Origin of the sequence: Micromonospora wenchangensis (assembly GCF_002210435.1) — a bacterium.
GTDB lineage: Bacteria > Actinomycetota > Actinomycetes > Mycobacteriales > Micromonosporaceae > Micromonospora > Micromonospora wenchangensis.
In genome coordinates, this window is sequence record NZ_MZMV01000002.1 from 1 (window position 1) to 23,606 (window position 23,606).

The following is a 23,606-nucleotide window of genomic DNA, read 5'->3' on the forward strand; positions in this document are numbered from 1 at the left end:
AAACTCCAACGGAACAACGGCATGCGCCGTCACCTACCCCACCCACAACCCACAAACCCGACACAAGATCCACAAATATGACTGTCAGGAATACCGCTCTCCAGGTGAGGCATGGGTCGCCGCCGCCACGCCCGGCGGGGTGCGGCCGCCGCGCCAGCGGGAAGGGCAAGAGGGCGGTCACGGCGGAGCCGCGCGGGAGGGTCGGACCCCACCCGCGCGGCCCCGGACGGGACGGTCAGCAGCGACCGACCATCGTCTTCACGTCGTAGGTGGTGTTGACCCAGGTGTCGGCCACGTAGCCGGTCACGCCCGTCGCCGGGTTGGTGATCCGGTCCCAGGTGGACGACGGCCAGTAGCCGCCGCTGACGTACTCGCCGAAGGTGTAGCAGGCGATGTTCACCGTCGCGCCGTAGGAGACGGAGCCGGCGATGCCGTAGGTGGTGCCGGGCCCGGTGCGGATGTTGAGCGACGGGTTGGCCAGGATCGTGCCGGTCACGCCGGGCGGCGGGTCGCCGGGGCCACCACCCAGGCGGGCCACCGCCGCCTGCGCGGCGGACAGGTAGCCGGCGTACGCCCCGTTGTTGTACGTCGACCAGGGCTGCCAGTTGCTGCCACCGCTGGAGATGCTGTAGGCGGCGTTGGCGTTGCACTGGGCGTTGTAGGCGCAACTGTCGGTGACGGTGGGGTGGTAGCAGTTGTTGATCTGCCACAGCCCCCGGTCCAGCGAACCGTTCGAGCAGCCGGTGGTGGGGCCGTTGCTGCCGACCGCCGACGGGTTGCAGGAGGACTCGGCCATCGCCACGGCCACGGCGGTGACCAGCGGGTTGTTCCGGAAGCCGGCGGCGTACGCCACCTGGGCGCACAGGTCGATACCGACCGCGTTGACGCCGACCCGGCTCGCCTTCGCGCCGATGGCGGGGCCACCGACACTGGCCGGCTTGGCCTGGTCGGCCGGGCGGGGGGCGGGCGCGGCCTGGGCGGCCGGGCCGGTGGCGGCGGGTGCGGCGGTGGCGGGGCTGGGCATGACGCCGACGCCGACGGTGGCGACCAGCGTCAGGCCGAGGGCCAGGCGCAGGGCACGCCGGGCCGCGCGGGTGGGAAGGGGGAGACGCATCAGGATCCTTTCAGCGGACGACCGGAAGGGGAGCCGGGTGGGATGGGGCGTCAGCGCCCGGTCCACTCCGGGTCGGCGTAGGACCAGCCGAGGTACGGCGCGTTGGGCCAGCTCAGGTCGACGCGACGGACGGTGGCCGCCGAGGTGATGTAGCTGCCGTTGCCCTCGGAGAGCATCACGTGGCCGTAGTTCCCGTTGATCGGCGCAGCGGCGTAGAAGACCAGTGCGCCGGCCGGTGGGGTGCCCGTGGTGCGGATCAGGCCACGCGAGTACAGCGAGTTGTAGTGCACGATGGCCGAGGCGTAGCCGCTGGCGGCCCGACCGTAGGCGTGCCCGACGAAGTTGTCGCACCAGCCGTCCCACGCGTGGTTGGAGTCGCCCAGGTCCCCGTTGGTGTACGCCTGGCCGATGACCGACCGGGCCCAGGCCAGTGCCCGGTCCTCGCGGGTGCCGGTGGGCGGCGGGGTGGTGGAGCACTCCGGCTCACCGGGCAGGTACTGGTTGAACCCCGGCGTGTTGGTGTAGTAGTCGCTGATCCAGCCGCTGGCCGGGGAGCTGATCCGGTGCCAGACGGAGTTGCCGGAGATGTTGCGCCCACGCACCGCGCACTCGGCCGTGAAGCGGGTCCCGTCGGCGAGGAGGGCCACCGAGCCGGCACCGGCGTCGTACGGGCTGGTGCGCACCATCAGGCCGGCGCCGCCCGTACCGGCGACGCTGTAGCCGGTGATGCCGGCGAACGACGGTGCGGCCGTGCCCACCAGGACCATCGCCGTGACGCCGCAGGCGGCGAGGACCCGTACGGCGAGTCTCGGCAGTGCCCGGCGGGATGTGCGACCCGGGGGGTTCGAGCCGTTCGGCTGGTACACGCGGTTCTCCTGTCGAGAGGTCGGCGCCGCACCGGAAGTGGTGCGGCGTACCCGTCGGACGGTGGTCCGTGCGGTCCGGTATCCCCGGGGCGAACGTCGATTTCGAGCCGAACGGATGCGTGTCAGGCCCGACACTCGCCGTGAGATCATATTCACCGGCACCTATCCGGCGGGTGGCTGCTCCGGGGTCGATCCTGTCGTGGCACCCGCCTGTAAAGCACTGGCTTGACGTGCGTTGACACCAGGGTTTACACGCAGGGGAGGGTCCATGACGGGTCGAAGCGGACGAGTCGGCGAGCAGGTTTCCGGCGAAGCCCGGCACCACCAGTTCGTCGCTGATCTCGCCCGGCTCCGGCGCGCTGCCGGGCAGCCGTCACTGCGCAGGATGTCGGCGACCGCCCACTACTCGCACACCGCGTTGGCGGGGGTGCTGTCCGGCACCCGCCTGCCGTCGCTGGAACTGACCCTGGCCTTCGTCCGGGCCTGCGGCGGCGACGAGGCGGCCTGGCGGGACCGGTGGCACCGGGAGGCCGCACTGGACCAGCCCGCCGCGCCGGCCCCCGACGGGTCGGCAGGTGAACCGCCGGGACGGTCCACACCGGAGGTTCCGCAGTCACCGCCCCGGCGTACACCGGTGCCCCGGTGGGCCCTGGTCGCGGCGGCCGGGGTCACCGTGCTCGTCGTCGGCTCGGTCGTGCCGATGCTCGCCGACCGGGAGCCCCGGACGGACCGACCCGCGGAGCGGGCGGTCGACGCGTCCGGTCCGGCACCCACCGACGCCGCAGCCGGCGCCGGCACACCTGTCCCCGACGGTGCGGACCCGCAGGAGGAACGCTGCCAGGTGGACGCGGTCAGCGCGGAGACCGTCCCGGTGCCCGACCCCGACCCGACCCGGCCGACCTACGGCAACCTGACCCTGCGCTACTCCCCGCGCTGCCGGGCGGCCTGGCCGCTGTTCGTCTCCACCGAGCGGGTGCCCACCGGGGCGACCATCCGGCTGGCCGCCACCCGCCCCGTCGACGGCGCGGCCAGCCGGTTCGACTACCCGTTCATGATCAAAAGTCAGGTGTACAGCGTGTTCGGCAACGTGCTGCGAACCACGAGGGGCTGCGTGTCGGTTACCGTCGACATCACCGCCGCCGACAACCGCAGCGTCCTGGCCAGCGCGCGTACCCCGTGCGTGCAGCTCGGTGCCCGAACATGACACTGCCCCCCGCGCCGGTGCGGAGGGCAGTGGTGGGCCGGTCGGTCAGACGTGCTGGGTCTCGGTCGTCGACGGGTGCAGCTCGGCGGTGGTCTCCGTGACGAACCGGCCGGTGCTCGCGCTGCGGTTGACCTCCTGCTCCCCGCCGTTGCCGACCTGCTCCGTGGTCGTGTGCCGGGGGTCCCGCTCGGTGGTGCCCTCCGTGACGAAGCGGCCGCTGCGGGCGCTGCGGTTGACCTCGTTCTCGTTGCCTGCCATGGGGTGACCTCCTCGGGCTACGTCAATGTCCTCTTAGACTGCCCAGTCCGCACGGCCCGAAACACCGACGGCGGGGACCCGGTCCACCCGGGCCCCCGCCGTCGGTACGCCGTTACTGGCCGGCCGGCTTGAGGCAGAGCACCCGGTCGACCCCGCCGCCCTGCAACACCACGTGCGGCTGGGTCGGGTCGGTGCACTTCTCCTTGGCGTCCACCTTGGAGACGACCGTGAAGGCACCCTGCTCGTCACACTTCGCCGCGCTCGCGCCGTTACCGGACTGCTTGACGCAGGAGCCGACGGCCGGGTTGAACGGGGCCGGCTTGTCGTCGTCCGAGCCGATCTTGCCGAGCAGCATCAGCAGACCCAGCGGGACGGCCAGGATCAGCACCGCCGCGATCAGCACCAGGGCGAGCACCCGCCCGTTGCGTACCTTCGGCGTGGGCTGCTCGGCCTTCTGCTCCGGCTCGGCCTCCGGCTTGAACGCGTCGAAACGCCCCTGCTCCTGCTCCGGCTCACCCGGCCAACCCGTGGAGCCGGACGGCTGCCCGGCCGGCCCGAACTGCTGCCCGGCGGGCGGGAACGGGGAGGCGTACCCACCGTGGGCCGGGTCGTGCGCCGGGTGGCCGTACCCCGGCACCGGTGCGGCACCGGCCGGTGCGCCGCTTGTCGGGCCGGCCCCGAACGGCTCGGCCGGCCGGTCCGCCGGACCGTGCGGACGGGTGCCGTTCATCGGGCGGTTGCTGCCCGCCGGGTCGGCGAAGGCGGGGATGCCGCCGCCGAACACGGGCGGGGCGGCCGGCGGCGCGGACGACGGCGCGTCACCGCCGAAGCCGTGCTGCCGCTCCTGGTCGTCGAAGCGGGGACCGTCGAACCGGGTCCGGTCCTGGTCGTCGAAGCGGGGCTGCTCGGGGCCGTCGAACCGGGCGCGGTCCTGGTCGGCGAACCGGGCGTCGTGCTGCTCGGGCCGGCGGGGGTCGTGCTCGTCGGCCTCCTCCGGCGGCTCCGGGCGGGCCGGTCGGCCGTACACCCGGGGTTGCGGAACGACCGGGGCGGCCGGATGTGCCGCCTGGTCGCTCGGGGGTGCGACCCGGCTGGCCGTCGGCACCGAGGCGCTGGCGGAGGCGCGGCCGACCGCACCGGGCTCACCGGCGTCGGCCGTCGGCACCGGGGCGCGGCCGGCACCCTCGGACTCGGGCGCGAGCCGCTGCGCGGGCAGTGCCGGGCCGGCCGGCAACTGCGGCTGCTCCGGCGCACCCCAACCGGCGGCCTCGCGGCCGTGCGGCTGCTGGTCGCCGGGGCCCCCGAACGGGGCCGGCGGCACGTAGTCGGCAGGCGGCGCGGCGGCCAGGCTGGCCCCCGGAACGCGCTGCTCCTGCGGCGGGAGCGGCACCTTGTTGGCCGGGGAGATGCCGGGTGCGGGCCCCGGCTGGTAGATCGGCTGGTCGTCGCCACGGCGGGGCTCCCAGCCGCCCTCGGCCGGCTGGCCGGCGGGCTCGGCGCGACCCCACGCCTGCTCGGGTGCCCACGGCTCACCCTCCGGCACGACCGGGCGTTCGGCCCCGGGCCACGGCGGCTGCTGGTGGTCGTTGCCGGCCCAGGCGGGCGGACCGTCCGGCGCGGACGTGCGCGCGGGCTGCTCCGGTGCCGCCCAGGCGGCCCCGGACTCCGGGCGCTCCGGCGACGGTACGGAGGCCGCACCCCGCTGCGCGGTCGGTGCCGGCCACTCCTGACCCGACGCCGGGTCGTCCTGACGCGACTGGTCGGCGCGGGCGGGAGCGCCGCCCGGCCAGCCGTCGGGGGTGGCCTGCTCGCGCTGACCCTCCCAGCGGGCCGTGGCGGGCTCGTCCGGCGCGCCCCACTGTGGCTGCCGGTCGTCCCGCGTGCCGTTCGGCCAGTCACCGGAGCGGCCGGCGTCGTCCGGGCCGGGCCGGTTCGCGGCCCAGCCACCCGAGCGGGACGGATCGTCCTCGGTGGACCGGCCCTCGGCACCCGGGGCGTTGCCCACGGCCTGCGCGCCGGCTTCCGGCTGCGGCCAGGCCGCCGGCTGGTTCGGGGGCTCCGCCGGGGCCGGTACGGGCACCGAGGCCCGGCCGGCGGGGCGGTGCGCCTCGTCGGGGCGGGACGGCCCACGGGTGGACCAGCCGCCGGAGTTGCCGGTCCCGTCCTGCGGGCCGGCCGGCCAGCCACCCCGCGCCGGGTCGGCCCCGGCCCGGTCGTCGGCCGGCCAGCCGTTGCCCTGACCGGCATTGCCCCGGTCGGCATTGCCCCGGTCGGCGTCGGCGCGGTCGTCGGCCGGCCAGCCGCCGGAGCGGGCCGGGTCGTCCTGCTGCGGTGCGGGGGCGGTGCCCCAGCCGTTGGTGCCCGGGGTCGCCTCCCGTGCTGCGGCGTCCTGACCGGACCAGCCGGCGGGAGAGGTGGGGGCGGGGTCGGCCGGTGGGGACCAGCCACCGGCGGCCGGGTTGGCCGGCTGCGGCACCCGGGCGGCGCCCCGGGCTCCGGCCTCGGGCTGCGCCCAGGCCGGTGCGGGCTGCTCGGCCTGCGCCCAGCCGGGCTCGGATGACGGTGCCCAACCAGGCTGTGCGGAGGAGTCGGGCTTGCCGGCGGCCGGCGCGGGCGCGGCGGCCCAGGCGGGCTGCTCGGGCTGCCCGGCCCAGGCGGGCTGCGGCGGGCCGGTCGGTGGGGTCCACGCCTCGGTGGGCGGTGCCGCGCCGGCCGGTGGCGTCCACGCCTCGGTCGGCTCGGACTGCTGCGGAACCTGCGCGCCGCCCCACGCCGCCGGCTGGTCGGGTGCCGGCCAGGACGGACCGGGCGGGTTGGCCCGGCCGGTGGGGGGTGGTGGGGCCCAGCCGAGGTCGGGGGTGGCGGGGACGCCGTACCCCTGGTCCTGCTGGGGCTGCCGGTCGCCGTACGGCGCCGGTCCACCGGAGCCCGGCGGCGCCTCGCCCGGCTCCTGGCCGGGACGGTGCTGGCCCTCGGACGTCATGGGTGCGCCTCCTCCATCACATGTCGGCCGCCGATGCCGTCCGTCCGGTCGGCCGTGTCGCCGGTGCCCGGCGGTTCGGCCGTGCGGTCTCCCCGCACGGTATCCGGTACGCGCGCGCGGCCCCCATGCAGCACCGGCCGTCACTCCGCGTCGCCGGACGGTGTCGATCGGCTTCCATTCGTCGCGATCGGTGTCCGGGTCGGCGGGTGGCGACCGGAACCACCGTACCGGGCGTCGTGGCGAGGTGGAATCCCGGTCTCAGCGGGTTCGGAACGCCGATGACCCGCCCGGGGCCCGGGCGGGTCATCGATCTGGAGGAGGGAGAGGAAAGTAGGTGCCGGGTCAGCTCATGTGACGCTGGGCGATCGCGAGGATCTCCTCGCGGACCGCCGGCGAGTTGGCGGAGCGCAGCGCGTGCTCGATGGCGCGGGCCCGACGGTTGGCGTCACGACGGGTGCGGATTCGCTCGATCATGCTCATGGTGGTCTCTCCTCCGGCTATTCGGTTGTCAGCCCCTGATGAGTCCATTGAACACCCATCGGGCGGCGATCGCCATCGATTATTAGGTGAGCTGCAACACGGGCCTAAGGATCGTAGGTCAAAGAGCGATCTGGGCCACTCTTTCTTCCCCCAACGGCAACGGCCGGTGTGCCGGGCGTTCACCCAGGGCACACCGGCCGTCGCCGGACGTCACAGGTCAGGTCCAGGCGAGCAACGCCGCCTCCGGGTCGGCGAGGAAGTCCCCGATGTCCCGCAGGAACTTCGACCCCAGCTCGCCGTCGATGATCCGGTGGTCGAAGGAGAGCCCCAGGGTGGTCACCTGACGCGGCCTGACCTTGCCCTTGTGGACCCACGGCAGCTCACGGACCGCGCCGAAGGCCAGGATCGCCGACTCGCCAGGCGGCAGGATCGGGGTGCCGGTGTCCACTCCGAACACCCCGACGTTGGTGATCGTCAGGGTGCCGCCGGACATGTCCGCCGGGGAGGTCTTCCCCGCCTTGGCCGTCTGCACCAGACCCGTCAGCGCATCCGCCAGCTCACGCAGCGTGAGTCGACCCGCGTCCTTGATGTTCGGCACGATCAGGCCGCGCTCGGTGGCCGCCGCGATGCCCAGGTTGACGTACTCCTTGACCACGATCTCGTCGCCGGCCCAGGTCGAGTTGACCATCGGGTGTCGCCGGACCGCCAGCAGCACCGCCTTGGCGACCAGCAGCAACGGCGAGACCCGCACGTCGCGCCACTCCCGCCGCCCGCGCAGCCGGTCCAGCGCCTTCATCGTCCGGGTCACGTCCACGGTCAGGAACTCCGTGACGTGCGGGGCGGTGAACGCCGAGCGGGACATGTTCTCGGCGGTCAGCCGGCGTACCCCCTTGACCGGGATGCGCTGCTCGCGGTCCGCGCCGAAGCTGGCGCCCGAGGTGACCGGTGCCGCTGCCAGTGGCTCGGCCACCGCCGTGCTCCCGGCCACCGCCCGCTGGACGTCCTCCCGCGTGATCGACCCCAACGGCCCCGACCCCACCAGCGCGGCCAGGTCCACCCCGAGATCCTTGGCGACCTTACGCACCGGCGGCTTCGCCAGCACCGGGCCACCCACCCTCGGTCGATCATGGACTTGTGGTGCCGGCTTTGCGGTGACAGGGAGGTTTTTGCCCCCCACCACAACTCCATGATCGGCGCGGGTGGGGGCGGGGGGTTTGCGGGGGCGGCGTTTGGCGGGGGTGGTGCGGGGGCCGTAGCCGACCAGGACGGCGGTGCGGCCGCCCGGGGTTACGCCGCCGATCAGGCCGGGCTCGACCATGCCCTCGGGCGGGGCCACCTGGACTGCGGCCAGGGAGGCGGCCGAGGGGGTGGGCAGGTCGGACGTGGCGGCGGAGGTCGTCGACTCCGGCACCGGGCCGGCACCGGGGTCGGTGTCGATCGCGATGATCGGGGTGCCGACCTCGACCGTGCTCCCCTCCGGGTGGAAGATCGAGCGCACCTCGCCGGCCCACTTCGCCGGGATCTCCACGGCCGCCTTGGCCGTCTCCACCTCGACGATCGGCTGGTTCAGCTCGATGACGTCGCCCACCTTGACCAGCCAGGCGAGGATCTCGCCCTCGGTCAGCCCCTCGCCCAGGTCGGGCAGGTTGAACTCCTTGATCCGGGACATCGCGCTCACCAGCCGAAGGTGCGGTCGACGGCGTCGAGCACCCGGTCGAGGTCGGGCAGGTACTCCTCCTCCACCCGGCTGGCCGGGTAGGGGGTGTCGAAGCCGGTGACCCGCAGCACCGGGGACTCCAGGGAGTAGAAGCACTCCTCGGTGATCCGCGCCGCGATCTCCGAGCCCAGCCCCAGGTTGCCCGGGGCCTCGTGGACGACCACGCACCGCCCGGTGCGCCGCACCGACTCGTACGCGGCGGTCAGGTCCAGCGGGGAGAGCGTACGCAGGTCGACGACCTCCACCTCCCGGCCGTCCTCGGCGGCGGCGGTCGCCGCGTCCAGCGCGGTGCGCACCATCGGGCCGTACGCGAGCACTGTCGCGTCGGTGCCCGGCCGCACCACCCGGGCGGCGTGCAGCGGGTACGCCCCGGACAGCGGGGCGTCCAGGTCGACCGGCCCCTTCTCCCAGTAGCGGCGCTTGGGCTCCAGGAAGACGATCGGGTCGTCGGAGGCGATGGCCTGCTGGATCATCACGTACGCGTCCTGCGGGTTGGCGCAGGTCACCACCTTCAGCCCGGCGGTGTGCGCGAAGTACGCCTCCGGCGACTCGGAGTGGTGCTCGACCGCGCCGATGCCGCCGCCGTAGGGGATCCGGATCACCATCGGGATGGTGACCTTGCCCTGCGAGCGGTAGTGCATCTTGGCCACCTGCGACACGATCTGGTCGTACGCCGGGTAGACGAAGCCGTCGAACTGGATCTCGCAGATCGGCCGGAAGCCCCGGATGGCCAGGCCGACGGCGGTGCCGATGATGCCGGACTCGGCCAGCGGTGTGTCGATCACCCGCTGGTCGCCGAAGTCCTTCTGGAGGCCGTCGGTGATCCGGAAGACGCCGCCGAGCTTGCCGACGTCCTCGCCCATGATGACGACCTTCGGGTCGTTCTCCAGGGCGCGGCGAAGGCCGGTGTTGAGGGCCTTGCCCATGGTGAGCGTCTCGGTGGCCATCAGTGCGCGCTCCCCTCGAACGACTCCAGGTACCTGCTGAACTGGGCCCGCTGGGCGTCCAACTCGGGCGAGCCGTGCGGGTAGACGTGGTCGAACATGCTGACCGGCTGCGGGTCGGGCAGGTTCAGCACCCGTTCGCGTAGGTGCACCGCCTCGGCGCGGGCCTGCTCGTCGACCTCGGCGAAGAACGCCTCGTCGGCGAGTTGCTGCCGGTCGAGGAACGCCTTCATCCGGGCGATCGGGTCCTTGGCCTGCCAGGCCTCGACCTCGCTGGCGATCCGGTAGCGGGTCGGGTCGTCGGAGGTGGTGTGCGCCCCCATCCGGTACGTGTACGCCTCGATCAGGCTGGGGCCCTGGCCGAGCCGGGCGTTGTCCAGCGCGTGCCGGGTCACCGCGTACGAGGCGAGCACGTCGTTGCCGTCGACCCGGACGCCGGGAAAGCCGAAACCGCCGGCCCGCCGGTAGAGCGGGACCCGGGTCTGCCGCTCCAGCGGCTCGGAGATGGCGTACTGGTTGTTCTGGCAGAAGAACACCAGCGGGGCGTTGAAGACGCTGGCCCAGACGAACGCCTCGTTGACGTCGCCCTGGCTGGTCGCGCCGTCGCCGAAGTAGGCGATCACCGCCTCGCCGTCCTCGGTGCCGGTCCTGCCGTCCATGTGGACGCCCATCGCGTACCCGGTCGCGTGCAGGGTCTGCGCCCCGATGACGATCGTGTACATGTTGAACTTGAACTCGTTCGGGTCCCAGCCGCCCTGGTCGACGCCGCGGAACAGGCCGAGCGGCATGATCGGGTCGATGCCCCGGCAGTAGAGGACGCCGTGCTCCCGGTAGGTCGGGAAGGCCATGTCCTGGCTGCGCAGCGCCCGCCCGGAGCCGACCTGGGCCGCCTCCTGGCCGAGCAGCGAGGCCCACAGGCCCAGCTCGCCCTGCCGCTGCAACGCGGTCGCCTCGGCGTCGAGCTTGCGGACCAGCACCAGGTCGCGGTAGAGGCCGCGGTACTCCTCGTCGGTGAAGTCGACGCGGTACTCGGTGCCGTCCGGGCCGGTCGCGCTCTCGATCCGCTCGCCGGCCGGGGTGAGCAGCTGTACGAGTTCCGGCTCGCCGGTCGTGGCCCGCCGGGACCGGGGTGCGGCTCGCCGGCCGCGGCTGGAGACCGCAGGGTCGCCCTTTGCCATCCGTCTCTCCCTGTCGTGTCTGTGCCCGAGCCGGGGGGTCACCCGTCCGCGCACAACGTGCGCCGGCCCGGCTGTTGCCGGACTGGTTCCTGGCGGTCGTGCCTAGCCCCGGTGGGGGTTGCCGCACGACCTGAGCCGGATCCATGGGTCGAACCCGGTTCGGGAGCGTCGGCCACCAGCCACGCCTGCCACGGGTACGCGGAGGGCGGCTGCGTTGCCGTCGTGCCTGAATGATTGCAGAGGAGGTGAGCGGCCCCACAGTATGGCCCTCCCGCTGGTGGCGACATGTCCGCTTGGTGACCCGTGGACTTTTTTGTCATCGCCCGGTCAAGCGGTCGCGGTGTGCCGGTCGGGTGACGGACTTTTTGTGTGTCGACACGCTGTGGTGCCTGGTGAACTGGGCGTCACTGGGTCAAGCTGACCGGTATCGGTGGGCGTTTGGCGAATAATGTCCGTTCTGATCCGTGCTGCCCACCGGCGAACACGTCCAGGTCGACGAGGGAGTGTGCGGTGTCCCAGCCAGGTGACGGTCCTCCGGTCCCCCTCCTCGGGCGGCACCGGGCCGGCGGCGGCAGCTACCGGCGGATGATCGGCGTCCACCGGGCCCCGGGCCTGGGCGGGCCGCACCGGGGCTACCTGTTCACCGTCGCCCTGCTCGCCGGGGCCGCCTCCATGCCGGTCCTCGCCGCGATCAGCGCCGGCTCCGCCACCGTGGGCAGCACCGCGCTGCCGGACGGCGGCACCCCGTTCCTGCCCACCCCGTCGGTCGGGCCGGTCGTCGTCCCGGTGCCCGCCACCGGCCAGCCGGCCCTGCCGCCGACCGTCCCGACCGGCGCGCCCCCGCCACCCACGCCGGCCCCCACCCCGGGTGACGACGGCACCGGCGTCACCCGCCGTCCCGCGCCGCCCCCGGCGGCCCCCGCCGCGACCCCCCGTCCCGTCCCCCGGACGCACGCGCCGGCCACCCCGGTCCACCCCGCTCCCACCCCCTCGCCGAGCGCCGAACCGAGCCCGAGCGCCGAACCGAGCGTCGAGCCGACGGCCACCTTCTCCGAACCGCCACCGGACCCGTCGCCGACCTCGGCCCCCTCCGACACCCCCACGCCGGTACCCACGCCCGAGCCGACCCCCGGCCCGACGTCGACCCTGGAACCCGACCCGACGCCGGGGCCCACGGTCGGACCGTGCCCCACCGTCACGGTCACCGTGGTCCCCACCCCGCGCCCCCGGCCCACCGTGACGGCCGTCCCGACCCGCGCCCCCCGTCCCGTCCGGCCGCCGGACGAGGTGCGCCGCGTGCCGCGCGTCGGAGCGCCACCCGTGGGTGCGTCGACCCCGGCCGCCCGCCCGCCGGCCACCCCGGCCCCCACGCCGCAGACGCCCGCGGTACCCGCGCCGACCGGCCACGACGGCACCGACCCGGACGGTACGGTGACGAACGACGCCGGCTGAACCGCCCGCGGTGCGGACGCCGACGGCCGGCCACCCCCCGGCGCGACGGACCGGTCGGCACGACATGCGGGGGCGGAACGCTGAGTACGCGCGACGAGGGCGGGGACCGGCCGGCGGGCGACCCCGGACCCTCCCCGACCCGCGACGTCCCGTCCTCCGGCGATCCGGTTCCCGTCGGGCCGGTGGGGGCGGCTACCCGGGTGGCCCGGTGGGTGACCGAGGTGACCGCGCCGGCCGTGCTGGTCACCGGGCTGACCGTGGTGATCGGCTGGCACGGCGCGGGTGGCGTACGGGGGCTGGCCTGGGGGCTGCTGGCCACGGTCTTCGCCGCCGTCATCCCGTTCGCGTACGTCCTCAGCGGGGTACGGCGGGGCCGGTTCACCGACCACCACATCGGTCGGCGTGAGCAGCGCCGGGTGCCGCTGCTGTTCGGCCTGGTGTCGGCCGCCGCCGGGCTGGCCCTGCTCGCGGCGCTCGGTGCGCCGCGCCCGGTGCTGGCGCTGGTCGCCACCGGGGTGGTCGGTCTGGTGGTGGCGGTGTCGGTCAGCCACTGGTGGAAGATGTCGATCCACTCGGCGGTGGCCGCCGGCACGCTGGTGGTGCTGGTGCTCACCTTCGGCCCCCGGCTGCTGCCGGCCGTTCCGCTGCTCGGCCTGGTCGGCTGGTCCCGGGTCCGGCTGCGCGACCACACCGTCGCGCAGGTCGTGGCCGGCGGGCTGGTGGGTGCCCTGGTGGCCGGGCTGGTCTTCGCGGCGCTGTCCTGAGCCGCTGTCGGCCCGGCCGGTGTGCGGGGGTCGTCAGGGCTCGGGACGGAGCATGGGCGGGTGGAGCCGGGTCGCCGGCCCCCGGCGGAACAGTTGGGCGGGTCGCCCCCGTTCGCCCTCGGTGGCCCGGCCGACGGGGCTGACGAAGCCGGGGGTGCCGGTGACCTTGCGGTGGAAGTTGCGCGGGTCCAGCCGGGTTCCCCAGACCGTCTCGTAGACCGCCCGCAGTTGGGCCACGGTGAACTCGGGCGGGCAGAAGGCGCTGGCCAGCGGGGTGTACTCCAGTTTCGCGCGGGCCCGTTCCAGGCCGTCGGCGACGATCAGGTCGTGGTCGAAGGCGAGCTGACCGGGGGTGATCCGGGTGACCGGCACCCACTCGGCCAAGGCGGCGTCCGAGCCGGCCACCGGGGTGGGCAGGTCGGGCAGCAGCGCCAGCCAGGCCACGGTGACCACCCGTCCGCGCGGGTCGCGGCCGGGTCGGCCGTACGTGCCGAGCTGTTCCAGGTGGCCGACCGGCTCCGGTAGTCCGGTCTCCTCGGTCAGCTCCCGGGCGGCGGCGTCGGGCAGGTCCTCGTCGACGTGGACGAAGCCGCCCGGCAGTGCCCACCGGTCCCGGTCCGGCGGGACGCCCCGGCGGACGAGCAGCAGGTGCAACGCGTCGGCGCGCACGGTGAGCACCACCAGGTCCACCGTCACGGCGAAGGGCGGGTAGTCGGTCATCGTTTTATCACCACCTTGACGATAACTTAGCAGAGCGGTTATCGTCGTAGCGACGAAAAAGGGGAGGGTGAAGCCATGGCCGACGTGACGCGACGACTCTTCCTGCGCCACCTGCGCGGGACACCTACCAACTGGGTACGGCTGCACGTCGCCGGCCGGGTCCGGCGGGAGGGGACCGGCCAGTCGTTCTGGTACCGGCCGCTGACCGCCGTGCTGAGCGAGGTGCCGGTGGACGACCGGGAACTGCCGCTGCTCTTCCACGCCCGTACCGGTGACTTCGCCGACATCACCGTCCAGGCTACCGTGACCTACCGGGTGGCCGACCCGGCGCTCGCCGCCGCCCGGCTCGACTTCTCGGTCGACCCGCGCACCGGCCGGGCCCGCTCCCGCCCCCTCGACCAGGTGGCCACGCTGCTGGCCGAGCTGGCCCAGCAACCCGCCCTCGACCTGCTCGCCCGGGTGCCGCTGGCCGAGGCGCTGACCACCGTGGCACCCGTACGGGAGGCGGTCTCCGCCGCGCTCGGCACCGAGCCCCGGCTCGCCGACATCGGCGTCGCCGTGGTCAGCGCCCGGGTCGTCGCCGTCCGGCCCGAACCGGAACTGGAACGCGCCCTGCAGACCCCCACCCGGGAGGCCGTGCAGGTGCAGGCCGACCGGGCCACGTACGCGCGCCGGGCCCAGGCCGTCGAGTAGGAACGCGGCATCGCCGAGAACGAACTCCAGAACAAGATCGAACTGGCCCGTCGGGAACAGCAGCTCGTCGAGCAGCACGGGGCGAACGCCCGTCGCCGGGCCGAACTCGACGCCGCCGCCGAACTGGCCGGCGCCCACGGCAAGGCGGAACGGGAACAGGTCGCCAACACCGCCGCCGCCGAGCGGGCCCGGGTGCTCGCCACCGCCGAGGCGGAGAAGGAACGCCTGCTCGCCGCCGGTGCCGCCGACAAGGAACGGACGCTCGCCCTGGCCAAGGCCGAGACGGTACGCGCCGTCGGCGCCGCCGAGGCCGAGGCGGAGGCGGCGAAGCTGGCCACGTACGCCGAACTGCCGCCGGCCGTCCTGCAGGCCCTCACCGTCCGGGAACTCGCCGGTCAGCTCCCCCCGATCGGCCAGCTCACGGTCACCCCTGACCTGCTCGCCGACCTGCTCGGCCGGCTCACCGGCCCGACCGGAACGCTCACCGGCCCGACCGGGACGCTCACCGGCCCGACCGGGGCGGGCGACCGGTGAGCGCCACCCTGGCCCCCCGGGTGGTGGTCGTGCGCCGCCCCAGCGAGCTGGACGAACTGCTCGCCCGGCACGGCACCCGGGCGGCCGCCCAGTGGTACCTGCGCGCCCGGGGGCGGGACCTGGCCGAGGTGGTGGACCGGCACGAGGCCCTCCAGGCGGCGCTGACCGCCGTCGCGGCGGCCGTCCCCGCCGACTGGCGACGCGGCACGGTGAACCGGGACGACCTGCCCCGGTTCCTGTTCGGGCCGGAGGACGTCGTCGTCGCCGTCGGGCCGGACGGACTGGTCGCCAACGTGGCGAAGTACCTCGGCGGGCAACCCGTCGTCGGCGTCGACCCGGAGCCGGGCCGCAACGCCGGGGTGCTGGTCCGGTGCACCGGCGACCAGGTGGCCGCCCTGCTGCCGGCGGTGGCGGCCGGGGCCGCGCCGCTGCGGCACCGGGCCATGGTCCGGGCCACCCTCGACGACGGTCAGGAACTGGTCGGCCTCAACGAGGTGTACGTCGGGCACCCCTCCCACCAGTCGGCCCGCTACCTGCTCGACGTGACCTCCGACGGCCGACCCCGCCGGGAGCGGCAGTCGTCCTCCGGGGTGGTCGTCGGCACCGGCACCGGGGCGACCGGCTGGTGCGCCTCGATCGCCAGGGGTCGACCGGCCGCCGTCGCGCTCCCCGCCCCGCAGGAACCGGCGCTGTGCTGGTTCGTCCGGGAGGCGTGGCCGTCCCCGGTCACCGGGGCCGACCTGGTCGCCGGCCGCCTCGACGGCACCGACACGCTGGAGCTGACCGCCGAGTCCGACGGCCTGGTGGCCTTCGCCGACGGCCTGGAGACCGACCGGTTGACGCTGCGCTGGGGCCAGCGCGTCCGCCTCGACGTCGCCCCCGGCCGGCTGGCCCTGGTCGAACCCTGACCGGCGGCCGGCCGGTCAGGGGGTGTCGTCGCCGAGGCGCTGCCGGTTGGCCTCGATCCAGGCGTCCAGCGCGACCAGGTCGTCCGGGTCGACGCCGTCGGCCATCAACTGGGCCACCGCCGCCGTCGCCGGGCTGCGCCGCTCACCTGTCGAATAGAGCCTGGCGAACTCCGGCACCAGTTCCTCGATCGCCTCGTCGGTCTGGGTGACGGCCCGCTCGGGCAGCCCCCGTCGCCGCGCCGCGAACGCCGTCCAGGCGCGCAGCACCCGGGGCAGCATCGCCGCGTCGTCCATGTCCAGCACCGCCCGCCGGTGCACCCAGTCGAGCAGGAACAGCCCGGCCACCGCCGGGCTCCAGCGCAGCGGGTCGGCGTCCGGGAAGCTCGCCGAGTGGTCGAAGAGCAGGCCGAGGCAGAAGTGCAGCGAGGCCAGCTCGGCATCGCCGTCGAGGGTGTTCAGCCCGTACCGGGCCGCCTCGGGGGCCGCCAGGAAGGCCCGGACCAGCGCGGTGCGCTCGTCGGTGGAGAGCGGTTCGGTGGGCCAGCCGGTGGTGTCGGCGCTCGCCTGCGGCAACACCGCCAGCCGCGCCCCGACCAGCGCCCGGTCGGTGGCGAGCGAACCCTCGGCGGGCAGGTCGCCGAGGTCGTCGGTGATCTCCAGGTGGCGGCCCACCTCGCCGTGCATCCGGGCCGGGTCCTCCTCCCGGAACCAGGTCAGGTCGTCGTCGGCGCACATCTGCCGGACCTGCGCGAGGATGCGTTCGGCCGGACCGCCGACGAAGACGTCCTTGGTGATGCCGATGTTGTGGTCGACCAGCGCGACCAGGGCGTGCTCCGGGCCACCCGACTCGTCGTCGTAGGCGAAGGTGGCCAGGTAGGAGGTCTGGTCGCCGTACACGTCGCCGTAGGACCAGGTGCCGGTGAGGTGCACCCGGCCGAGCTGGCCGGCCCAGGCCGGGGCCTGCGCGCCGGGGCGGACCTTCGCCGCGCCCTCGGCGGTCGGGACCAGCGCGGCGAAGACCTGCCGGATGGTGGTGGCGGCGGCCGTGCGGCGGCGGGAGGTGGCGGCGAGGAAACCGGAGACGAACTCCCGGACCGCCGTTTCCCGGTCGGTCTCGGCGATCGCGTAGACGCTGCCCAGCAGCGCCGTGCCGAGCATCTCGGCGTCGAGCGCGCAGTCCAGCCTGGTCACGTCGCGGGCGGCGGACAGCACCGCGTCGTAGGGGGTCTGTGGCGTGGCCATGGCACGACCCTACGCCGCCGCGCCGCCCCGGACACCCGTGCCGACGTCCGCGTTCACCGGCCGGTGGCCGGGCGTCCGTCGATGGACGCCGGGCCTGCCCCGCCGGGATTCAGCCGGCGGCGTCCTGCCAGGCGCGGCGGGCGAGGGCGTACCTGTCGACGAGGTCCCGCACGGGGGTGAGGACGTACTCCGCGCCGACCCGGGCGACCTCCTCGGTGAGCCGCCCCTCGGCCCGTTGGCGGGCCCGCCGGGCCGCCCACCGGATCACCGGCCCGGTCACCGCCGCCACCAGCAGACCGGCGAGCAACCCGCCGAGCAGCAGCACTGTGGGCAGCGGCGTCTCGCCCACCCGGGGGTAGTCCAGCGCCGGCAGCCCGAGGGCGCGCAGCGCGTACCCGAGCACCAGCCAACCCAGCCCGACCACGGCGGCGAGGGTGACCAGCCACTGGACGCCGCCCACCAGCCGCCACCACAGCGGCCGGCGTTCCATGCCCAGGTCGGTGCCGGCGACCGCCGCGTCCAGCGCGTCCGGCAGGTCGGCCAGGCGGGACCGGGCGGCGGCGGTCACCGCTGCCGGCCAGGGGGCGGGCAGGCTTCCGCCGGAACGGTCGCCGACCGCGCGGATGGCCAGCCCGAGGGCGGACTGCTGGGCGGCCGTCGGTTCGGGCACCGAGGTCGCCGCGAGCGGGGCCTGCGCCGGCTGCTGCGGGTCGGTCGCCGGGCCGGGCAGGTGCAGCCGGCGCAGCGGATCGGGTCGCAGCCGCCGCCAGCCGCGGACCAGCGGCCAGCCGGTCGCGGCACCGGCCCGCTGCCGGTACGCCCCCTCGACCGCCCCCGTCACCGTGGGCACCCCGGCCGCGTCGGCCAGCGCCCGGTCCAGGGTGCGGATCGTCTCCGCGTCCGGGGTGTGCCCGGGGGCCTCGACGGCGACCAGTTCCCCCAGCGCGGCCGTCACCGTGTCGGCGTCGCCCCAGAGCCGGCGCAGCGCGGCCTGCCGGTCCGACACCGCCCGTTCCAGCGCCTCCCGCAGCCCGGTCATCCCCTCCGGCTCGACCGCCGTGGTGGCCAGCAGCGGCACCCCGTCGAGCCCGTCGACGTCGAGCAGCCGACGCAGGTCCGCCAGCACCCGGGGCAGCTCGGCCGGGGGCAGCCGGTCGGCCTGGTTGAGCACCACCACCGTCACGTCCCGGTGCCTGTGGAACTCGCGCAGGTAGCTCGTGTGGATCACCCGGTCGGCGTACTTCTGTGGGTCGACCACCCAGACCACCAGGTCGACCAGGCCGAGCAGGCGGTCCACCTCCAGCCGGTGGGACCGCTGCACCGAGTCGAAGTCGGGCAGGTCGAGCAGGATCAACCCGTGCAGGGCGGACTCGTCGTCGCCGTCCAGCGCGCTCTCCCGGACGAACCGGTGCCGGGGCAGCACACCCACCCAGTCGAGCAGCCGGTTGCCGCCGTCCAGCGGCCCCCACACGCAGGCGTGCGCGACGCCGGTGGTGGGCCGGCGCACCCCGACCGGGGAGAGTTCCAGCTGGGCCAGGGCGTTGAACAGGCTGGACTTGCCGCTGCCGGTGGCCCCGGCCAGCGCCACGACGGTGTGGTCCCGGGACAGCGACAGCCGGGTACCTGCCCGCTCGACCAGGGTGTGCGCGCCGACCAGCCGGGTGTCGGGCACCTCGCCGTCGACCGCGTCGAGGAAGCGGCGCACCGCGTCGAGCCGGGCCACCAGGGCATCGGCGTCGACACGCTGGTCACCCCGGAGCGCCTCGCGCATCCGGCCGACGATGTTGGTCACCGGGTGCCGTCCTCGGGGGTCGGGGTCGGGGTCGGTAGCGCCGGGCCGGCCTGGTCGGCGAGGCCGCTGCGGTGCCGGGCCACCTCGACCCGGGCGGCGGCCCGGCGCAGGCCGGCGGCGACCTCCGGACCGGGCCGGGCGGCGTCGGTGCGGGCCAGGTAGCGGGCCGCCTCCTCGTCGAGCAGCGCGCGGACCCGCTCCAGCAGGTCGCCCCGGGCCTTCGCGGCGAGGGTACGCACCGCCTGGTCGCCGAAGATCGCCTGGAGCACGGCCTGCGCGGCGACGGTGGTGCCCGCCCCGGTGGCCACCTCCAGACCGGTGGGGATGAACGCGGTGGAGGCGAAGACGGCGATCATCACGGCCAGCCCGGTGGCGTTGACCGCGTACGCGGCCGTACGGGCCACGAACCGCCGGTCGCCGCCCTCCTCCCGGACCAGCTCCAGCACGGCCCGCTGCCAGTCCCGGACCAGCCGTTCGGCCCGTTCGGGCAGGTCGGCCGAGGCGTGCGCGAGCGGCGGTTCGAGCAGCGCGGCCCCGGCCGGGTGCGCCTTCCAGGCCGTGTACGTGTGCTCCGCCGCCTCGGCGGCGACCCCGCGCAGCAGGGTGACCAGTTGCGACTCGATGGCGTTGCGCAGCTCGGTGGCGGGGGTGGCGGGCCGGCCGGTGACCGCGGCGACGAGCCGGTCGCGCAGCCGGCCGATCCGGGCCTCCAGGGTCCGGAAGAACTCGCCGGTGCCGACGAACTCCTGCCAGCGGGCGAGCACCTCGCCACGCAGCAGCCGGCCGTCCTTCATCCCCTCGGCCACGGTGCGGTGCGCGCCCTGGTAGGCGGCCCGGACCCGGTCGTCCAGCGCGTCGGCGGCGGCCACCTGCTCGTCGGCGGCGTCGGCGAGCGCCTCGACCGTGGGGTGCAGGGAGGCGAGCGCGCCGTCGAGGGTCTGCCGGACCACGGCGGCGCGGGCCTCGGCGTCGGCGGCGAGCCGGGCGAACCAGCCGCCCAGCGGCGCGGTCACCCGGTCGGGCAGCAGGCCCTGGCCGTCGACCCAGGTCTCGGGCAGGACGAACAGCGGCGCCGCGCCCAACTCCTGGGCGGCGAGCATCTCGGACAGGTGGGCGGCGATCTCGTCGGCGGCCTCGGGGGGCACCCGGTCGAGCACCATGGCGATCGACGCCCCCCGGGAGCGGGCGGTGCGCAGCAGCTCCCACGGGACGGCGTCGGCGTACCGGGCGGCGGTGGTGACGAAGAGCCAGAGGTCGGCGGCGGCGAGCAGTTGGCCGGCGAGGGCGCGGTTGGCGTCGACCACCGAGTCGATGTCGGGGGCGTCGAGGAAGGCCAGCCCCGGCGCGAGCGCGGGGGCGGTGACCAGGTGCAGGGTGCCCGGGTCCTCGCTGGGCTCGTTGGTGCGGGTCAGGCCGGGCAGCAGCTCGCCCTGGCGGAACCAGGCGGCGTCGGCGGGGTTGCAGACCAGCACCGGGGAGCGGGTGGTGGGGCGCAGCACCCCGGCGGCGCTCACCCGGGCCTGGACCAGGCTGTTGACCAGGGTGGACTTGCCCGCGCCGGTGGAGCCGCCGACCACCACGAGCAGCGGGGCGTCGAGCCGGGCCAGCCGGGGCAGCAGGTAGTCGTCGAGCTGGTCGGTCAGCGCCCGGCCGGTGTGCCGCGCCGGCTCGGCCGAGGGCAGCGCCAGCGGGAACCGGGCCGCGCCGATCGCGGCCCGCAGGCCGGTGAGGGCGGCGGGCAGGCCGTCTCCGGTGGGGCCGGGCGGCGTCTCGTCGGTCTCCGACGACCCGGTGCGGGCGGCGACGGTGGGCGCGCCGGACCGGGTGGCGGGATCGCCGTGCGTCGTCACCGCTAAAGCGTGCCCGACCGATGCAACAGAGACAACCGGAGGGTAGTAACGGTCAGGTTGCGTCGGGTCGGCTCAACTCGACTTGCGCTTTGGCGATCGCGTGGCACTATTGAGTCAAGTTCACTCAACTTGTGGTGCGGCCGCTCCGGGCGGCCCGCCGGGTAGGCCCTCTGACCTGCCCACCCGTTACGAAGCGAGGAAGCGAAGATGGCACGTGCGGTCGGTATCGACCTCGGCACGACGAACTCCTGCGTCAGCGTTCTCGAGGGCGGTGAGCCCACCGTCATCGCCAACGCTGAGGGCTCGCGGACGACCCCGTCGATCGTCGCGTTCGCCCGCAACGGCGAGGTGCTCGTCGGTGAGGTCGCCAAGCGCCAGGCGGTGACCAACCCGGACCGGACCATCCGCTCGGTCAAGCGGGAGATCGGCACCAACTGGACCGTCGACATCGACGGCAAGAAGTACACCCCGCAGGAGATCTCGGCGCGCACGCTGATGAAGCTCAAGCGGGACGCCGAGGCCTACCTGGGCGAGCAGATCACCGACGCGGTGATCACCGTGCCCGCCTACTTCAACGACGGCCAGCGCCAGGCCACCAAGGAGGCCGGCGAGATCGCCGGCTTCAACGTGCTGCGGATCGTCAACGAGCCGACCGCGGCGGCCCTGGCGTACGGGCTGGACAAGGGCTCCAAGGAGCAGACCGTCCTGGTCTTCGACCTCGGTGGCGGCACCTTCGACGTGTCCCTGCTGGAGCTGGCCGAGGGCGTCGTCGAGGTCAAGTCGACCAGCGGTGACAACCAGCTCGGCGGCGACGACTGGGACCAGCGGATCATCGACCACCTGGTGAAGACGTTCCGGGGCGAGCACGGCATCGACCTGGGCCAGGACAAGATGGCGCTGCAGCGGCTCCGCGAGGCGGCCGAGAAGGCCAAGATCGAGCTGTCGGCGGCGACCACCACCAACATCAACCTGCCGTACATCACCGCCGGGTCGGCCGGCCCGCTGCACCTGGACGTCACGCTCAGCCGCGCCGAGTTCCAGCGGATGACGCAGGACCTGCTGGACCGCTGCAAGGGCCCGTTCGAGCAGGCCGTGAAGGACGCCGGCATCAAGATCGCCGACGTCGACCACGTGATCCTGGTCGGCGGCTCCACCCGGATGCCGGCCGTGACCGACCTGGTCAAGCAGCTCACCGGCCGCGACCCGAACAAGGGCGTCAACCCGGACGAGGTCGTCGCCGTCGGCGCGGCCCTGCAGGCCGGCGTGCTCAAGGGCGAGGTCAAGGACGTCCTGCTGCTCGACGTGACCCCGCTGAGCCTGGGCATCGAGACCAAGGGCGGCATCTTCACCAAGCTCATCGAGCGCAACACCACCATCCCGACCAAGCGCTCCGAGGTCTTCACCACGGCCGACGACAACCAGCCGTCGGTGCTGATCCAGGTGTTCCAGGGCGAGCGGGAGATCGCGGCGTACAACAAGAAGCTCGGCACCTTCGAGCTGACCGGCCTCCCGCCGGCGCCGCGCGGCGTGCCGCAGATCGAGGTCACCTTCGACATCGACGCCAACGGCATCGTCAACGTGCACGCCAAGGACCTGGGCACCGGCAAGGAACAGAAGATGACGATCACCGGCGGCTCCTCGCTGCCGAAGGACGACATCGAGCGGATGCGCCGGGACGCCGAGGAGCACGCCGACGACGACAAGCGTCGCCGGGAGGAGGCCGAGACCCGCAACGTGGCCGAGGCGCTCCAGTGGCAGACCGAGAAGTTTCTCGCCGAGAGCGGCGACAAGCTGCCCACGGAGAACCGGGAGCAGCTCAACGAGGCCCTCGGTGAGCTGCGCGGCGCGCTCGGCGGCCAGGACATCGAGAAGATCAAGGCGGCCCACGAGCGGCTCGCCCAGGTCTCCCAGCAGGCCGGTTCGCTGCTCTACTCGCAGCAGGCCGAGCAGGGGGAGCAGCCGGGCGCGGCCGGTGCGGGCGCGGGTGCCGGAGCCGGCGCGGGTGCCGCCGGTGCCGCCGGGGCCCCGAAGGCGGGCGGCCCGGACGACGTGGTCGACGCGGAGATCGTGGACGAGGACAAGAAGTGACGGTCCGCGCCACCGCACAGGGAACGAGGTAGTCGTATGACGGAGAAGCCACGAGCCGCCGACCCGGGCACCTCCGGGTCGACGCCGGGTGGCTCCGCGCCCGCCGACGACGGGCCGCGGGTCGTCATCCGGGACAACCGCAAGCTCGGCAAGACCGAGGAGACGCCCGCCGCCGCCGACGCCGGGGCCGACGTCCCGGCCGAGGGGCTGGTCGAGGAGTCCGAGGTGGTGGTCGACGAGATCGAGGCGGAGGCCACCACCCTCGACGACCCGGCACCGACCGGTCCGCCGGTGGTGGACGCCCCCGCGCAGCCGGTCGATGGCAGCGCCACGGGCTCCCCGCTCGGTGCCGAGCTGGAAGCACTCCGGGCCGAGCTGGACGAGCGGACCCGGGACCTGCAACGGGTGTCGGCGGAGTACGCCAACTACCGCAAGCGGGTGGACCGGGACCGGGGCGTGGTCCAGGAGCAGGCGACCGGCTCGGTGCTCGCCGCGCTGCTGCCCATCCTGGACGACCTGGACCGGGCCCGGGAACACGGCGACCTGGTCGGGCCGTTCGGCACGGTGGCCGAGCAGCTCACCACGGCGCTGGGCAAGTTCGGCCTGACGCCCTTCGGCGAGCAGGGCGACCCGTTCGACCCGACCCGGCACGAGGCGGTCGCGCACCAGACCTCACCGGACGTCGACGAGCCCACCTGCGTGCAGGTGATGCGTCGGGGTTACCTGCTCGGCGAGCGGCTGCTGCGGCCGGCCATGGTCGCGGTCGCCGACCCGGAATAGTGCACGGCCATCCGGTCGCCCCGCCCGCCTTCCGAGGCG

Annotated in this window: 20 protein-coding genes; 8 read left to right on the forward strand and 12 right to left on the reverse strand. The window is 74.6% G+C overall.

Annotated elements, in window-relative coordinates; genetic code table 11:
• Positions 1-235: 235 nt before the first annotated feature.
• Together B5D80_RS32685 and B5D80_RS01310 are read right to left on the reverse strand one after the other, a co-directional pair.
• Positions 236-1,114: a transglycosylase SLT domain-containing protein gene (locus B5D80_RS32685; RefSeq protein WP_144081532.1), complete on the reverse strand. Its 879-nt coding sequence runs from the start codon at positions 1,112-1,114 to the stop codon at positions 236-238.
• Positions 1,115-1,164: 50 nt separating this feature from the next.
• Positions 1,165-1,980, reverse strand: coding sequence for a hypothetical protein (locus tag B5D80_RS01310; RefSeq protein WP_088641893.1), 816 nt, complete (start codon positions 1,978-1,980; stop codon positions 1,165-1,167).
• A 268-nt stretch (positions 1,981-2,248) separates the two neighbouring features.
• Here B5D80_RS01310 and B5D80_RS01315 point away from each other — a divergent pair, with 268 nt between their 5' ends.
• Positions 2,249-3,184: a DUF2690 domain-containing protein gene (locus B5D80_RS01315; RefSeq protein WP_088641894.1), complete on the forward strand. Its 936-nt coding sequence runs from the start codon at positions 2,249-2,251 to the stop codon at positions 3,182-3,184.
• Positions 3,185-3,229: 45 nt separating this feature from the next.
• Here B5D80_RS01315 and B5D80_RS01320 read toward each other — a convergent pair whose 3' ends face one another.
• The 6 genes from B5D80_RS01320 to pdhA form a co-directional block, all read right to left on the reverse strand.
• Positions 3,230-3,442, reverse strand: a complete 213-nt coding sequence (locus tag B5D80_RS01320; protein WP_088641895.1) for a hypothetical protein — start codon at positions 3,440-3,442, stop codon at positions 3,230-3,232.
• 112 nt (positions 3,443-3,554) lie between these two features.
• Positions 3,555-6,425: a hypothetical protein gene (locus B5D80_RS33250; protein ID WP_088641896.1), complete on the reverse strand. Its 2,871-nt coding sequence runs from the start codon at positions 6,423-6,425 to the stop codon at positions 3,555-3,557.
• A gap of 342 nt (positions 6,426-6,767) precedes the next feature.
• Entirely contained in the window at positions 6,768-6,905 is a 138-nt protein-coding gene (locus B5D80_RS33605) for a hypothetical protein (RefSeq protein ID WP_168222356.1), read from the reverse strand.
• 217 nt (positions 6,906-7,122) lie between these two features.
• Complete coding sequence (locus tag B5D80_RS01330; RefSeq protein ID WP_088642076.1) at positions 7,123-8,574, reverse strand: dihydrolipoamide acetyltransferase family protein; 1,452 nt, start codon at positions 8,572-8,574, stop codon at positions 7,123-7,125.
• Between the two features lie 5 nt (positions 8,575-8,579).
• On the reverse strand, positions 8,580-9,569 hold the full coding sequence (locus B5D80_RS01335; protein WP_088641897.1) for an alpha-ketoacid dehydrogenase subunit beta: 990 nt from the start codon (positions 9,567-9,569) through the stop codon (positions 8,580-8,582).
• Positions 9,569-10,744, reverse strand: a complete 1,176-nt coding sequence (pdhA, locus tag B5D80_RS01340; RefSeq protein WP_088641898.1) for a pyruvate dehydrogenase (acetyl-transferring) E1 component subunit alpha — start codon at positions 10,742-10,744, stop codon at positions 9,569-9,571. The genes B5D80_RS01335 and pdhA overlap by 1 nt, the downstream gene beginning before the upstream one ends.
• Before the next feature lie 510 nt (positions 10,745-11,254).
• Here pdhA and B5D80_RS33255 point away from each other — a divergent pair.
• Entirely contained in the window at positions 11,255-12,196 is a 942-nt protein-coding gene (locus B5D80_RS33255; protein ID WP_088641899.1) for a hypothetical protein, read from the forward strand.
• Positions 12,197-12,378: 182 nt separating this feature from the next.
• Positions 12,379-12,960, forward strand: a complete 582-nt coding sequence (locus tag B5D80_RS01350; RefSeq protein WP_088641900.1) for a phosphatase PAP2 family protein — start codon at positions 12,379-12,381, stop codon at positions 12,958-12,960.
• Between the two features lie 33 nt (positions 12,961-12,993).
• Here the strand turns inward: B5D80_RS01350 and B5D80_RS01355 are convergent, their stop codons facing one another.
• Positions 12,994-13,680 (reverse strand): NUDIX hydrolase, encoded by a 687-nt coding sequence (locus tag B5D80_RS01355; RefSeq protein ID WP_088641901.1) that lies wholly within the window; start codon positions 13,678-13,680, stop codon positions 12,994-12,996.
• Positions 13,681-13,755: 75 nt separating this feature from the next.
• Between B5D80_RS01355 and B5D80_RS34070 the strand changes: the two genes are divergently transcribed.
• From B5D80_RS34070 to B5D80_RS01365, 3 genes are all read left to right on the forward strand, one after another.
• Complete coding sequence (locus B5D80_RS34070) at positions 13,756-14,373, forward strand: SPFH domain-containing protein (RefSeq protein WP_245854147.1); 618 nt, start codon at positions 13,756-13,758, stop codon at positions 14,371-14,373.
• Between the two features lie 192 nt (positions 14,374-14,565).
• Positions 14,566-14,907, forward strand: coding sequence for a hypothetical protein (locus B5D80_RS34075; protein WP_245854148.1), 342 nt, complete (start codon positions 14,566-14,568; stop codon positions 14,905-14,907).
• Positions 14,904-15,815, forward strand: coding sequence for a hypothetical protein (locus tag B5D80_RS01365; RefSeq protein ID WP_088641902.1), 912 nt, complete (start codon positions 14,904-14,906; stop codon positions 15,813-15,815). The genes B5D80_RS34075 and B5D80_RS01365 overlap by 4 nt, the downstream gene beginning before the upstream one ends.
• Before the next feature lie 15 nt (positions 15,816-15,830).
• On the opposite strand, the gene B5D80_RS01370 is transcribed toward B5D80_RS01365, so the two are convergent.
• The 3 genes from B5D80_RS01370 to B5D80_RS01380 form a co-directional block, all read right to left on the reverse strand.
• Positions 15,831-17,057: a hypothetical protein gene (locus tag B5D80_RS01370; protein ID WP_088641903.1), complete on the reverse strand. Its 1,227-nt coding sequence runs from the start codon at positions 17,055-17,057 to the stop codon at positions 15,831-15,833.
• A gap of 109 nt (positions 17,058-17,166) precedes the next feature.
• Positions 17,167-18,828, reverse strand: coding sequence for a GTPase (locus B5D80_RS01375; protein ID WP_088642077.1), 1,662 nt, complete (start codon positions 18,826-18,828; stop codon positions 17,167-17,169).
• A 17-nt stretch (positions 18,829-18,845) separates the two neighbouring features.
• Complete coding sequence (locus B5D80_RS01380; protein ID WP_088641904.1) at positions 18,846-20,699, reverse strand: GTPase domain-containing protein; 1,854 nt, start codon at positions 20,697-20,699, stop codon at positions 18,846-18,848.
• A gap of 207 nt (positions 20,700-20,906) precedes the next feature.
• Here B5D80_RS01380 and dnaK point away from each other — a divergent pair, with 207 nt between their 5' ends.
• Together dnaK and grpE are read left to right on the forward strand one after the other, a co-directional pair.
• Positions 20,907-22,787, forward strand: a complete 1,881-nt coding sequence (gene dnaK, locus B5D80_RS01385) for a molecular chaperone DnaK (RefSeq protein ID WP_088641905.1) — start codon at positions 20,907-20,909, stop codon at positions 22,785-22,787.
• Positions 22,788-22,823: 36 nt separating this feature from the next.
• Positions 22,824-23,567: a nucleotide exchange factor GrpE gene (grpE, locus tag B5D80_RS01390; protein ID WP_088641906.1), complete on the forward strand. Its 744-nt coding sequence runs from the start codon at positions 22,824-22,826 to the stop codon at positions 23,565-23,567.
• The last annotated feature ends 39 nt before the right edge of the window (positions 23,568-23,606 follow it).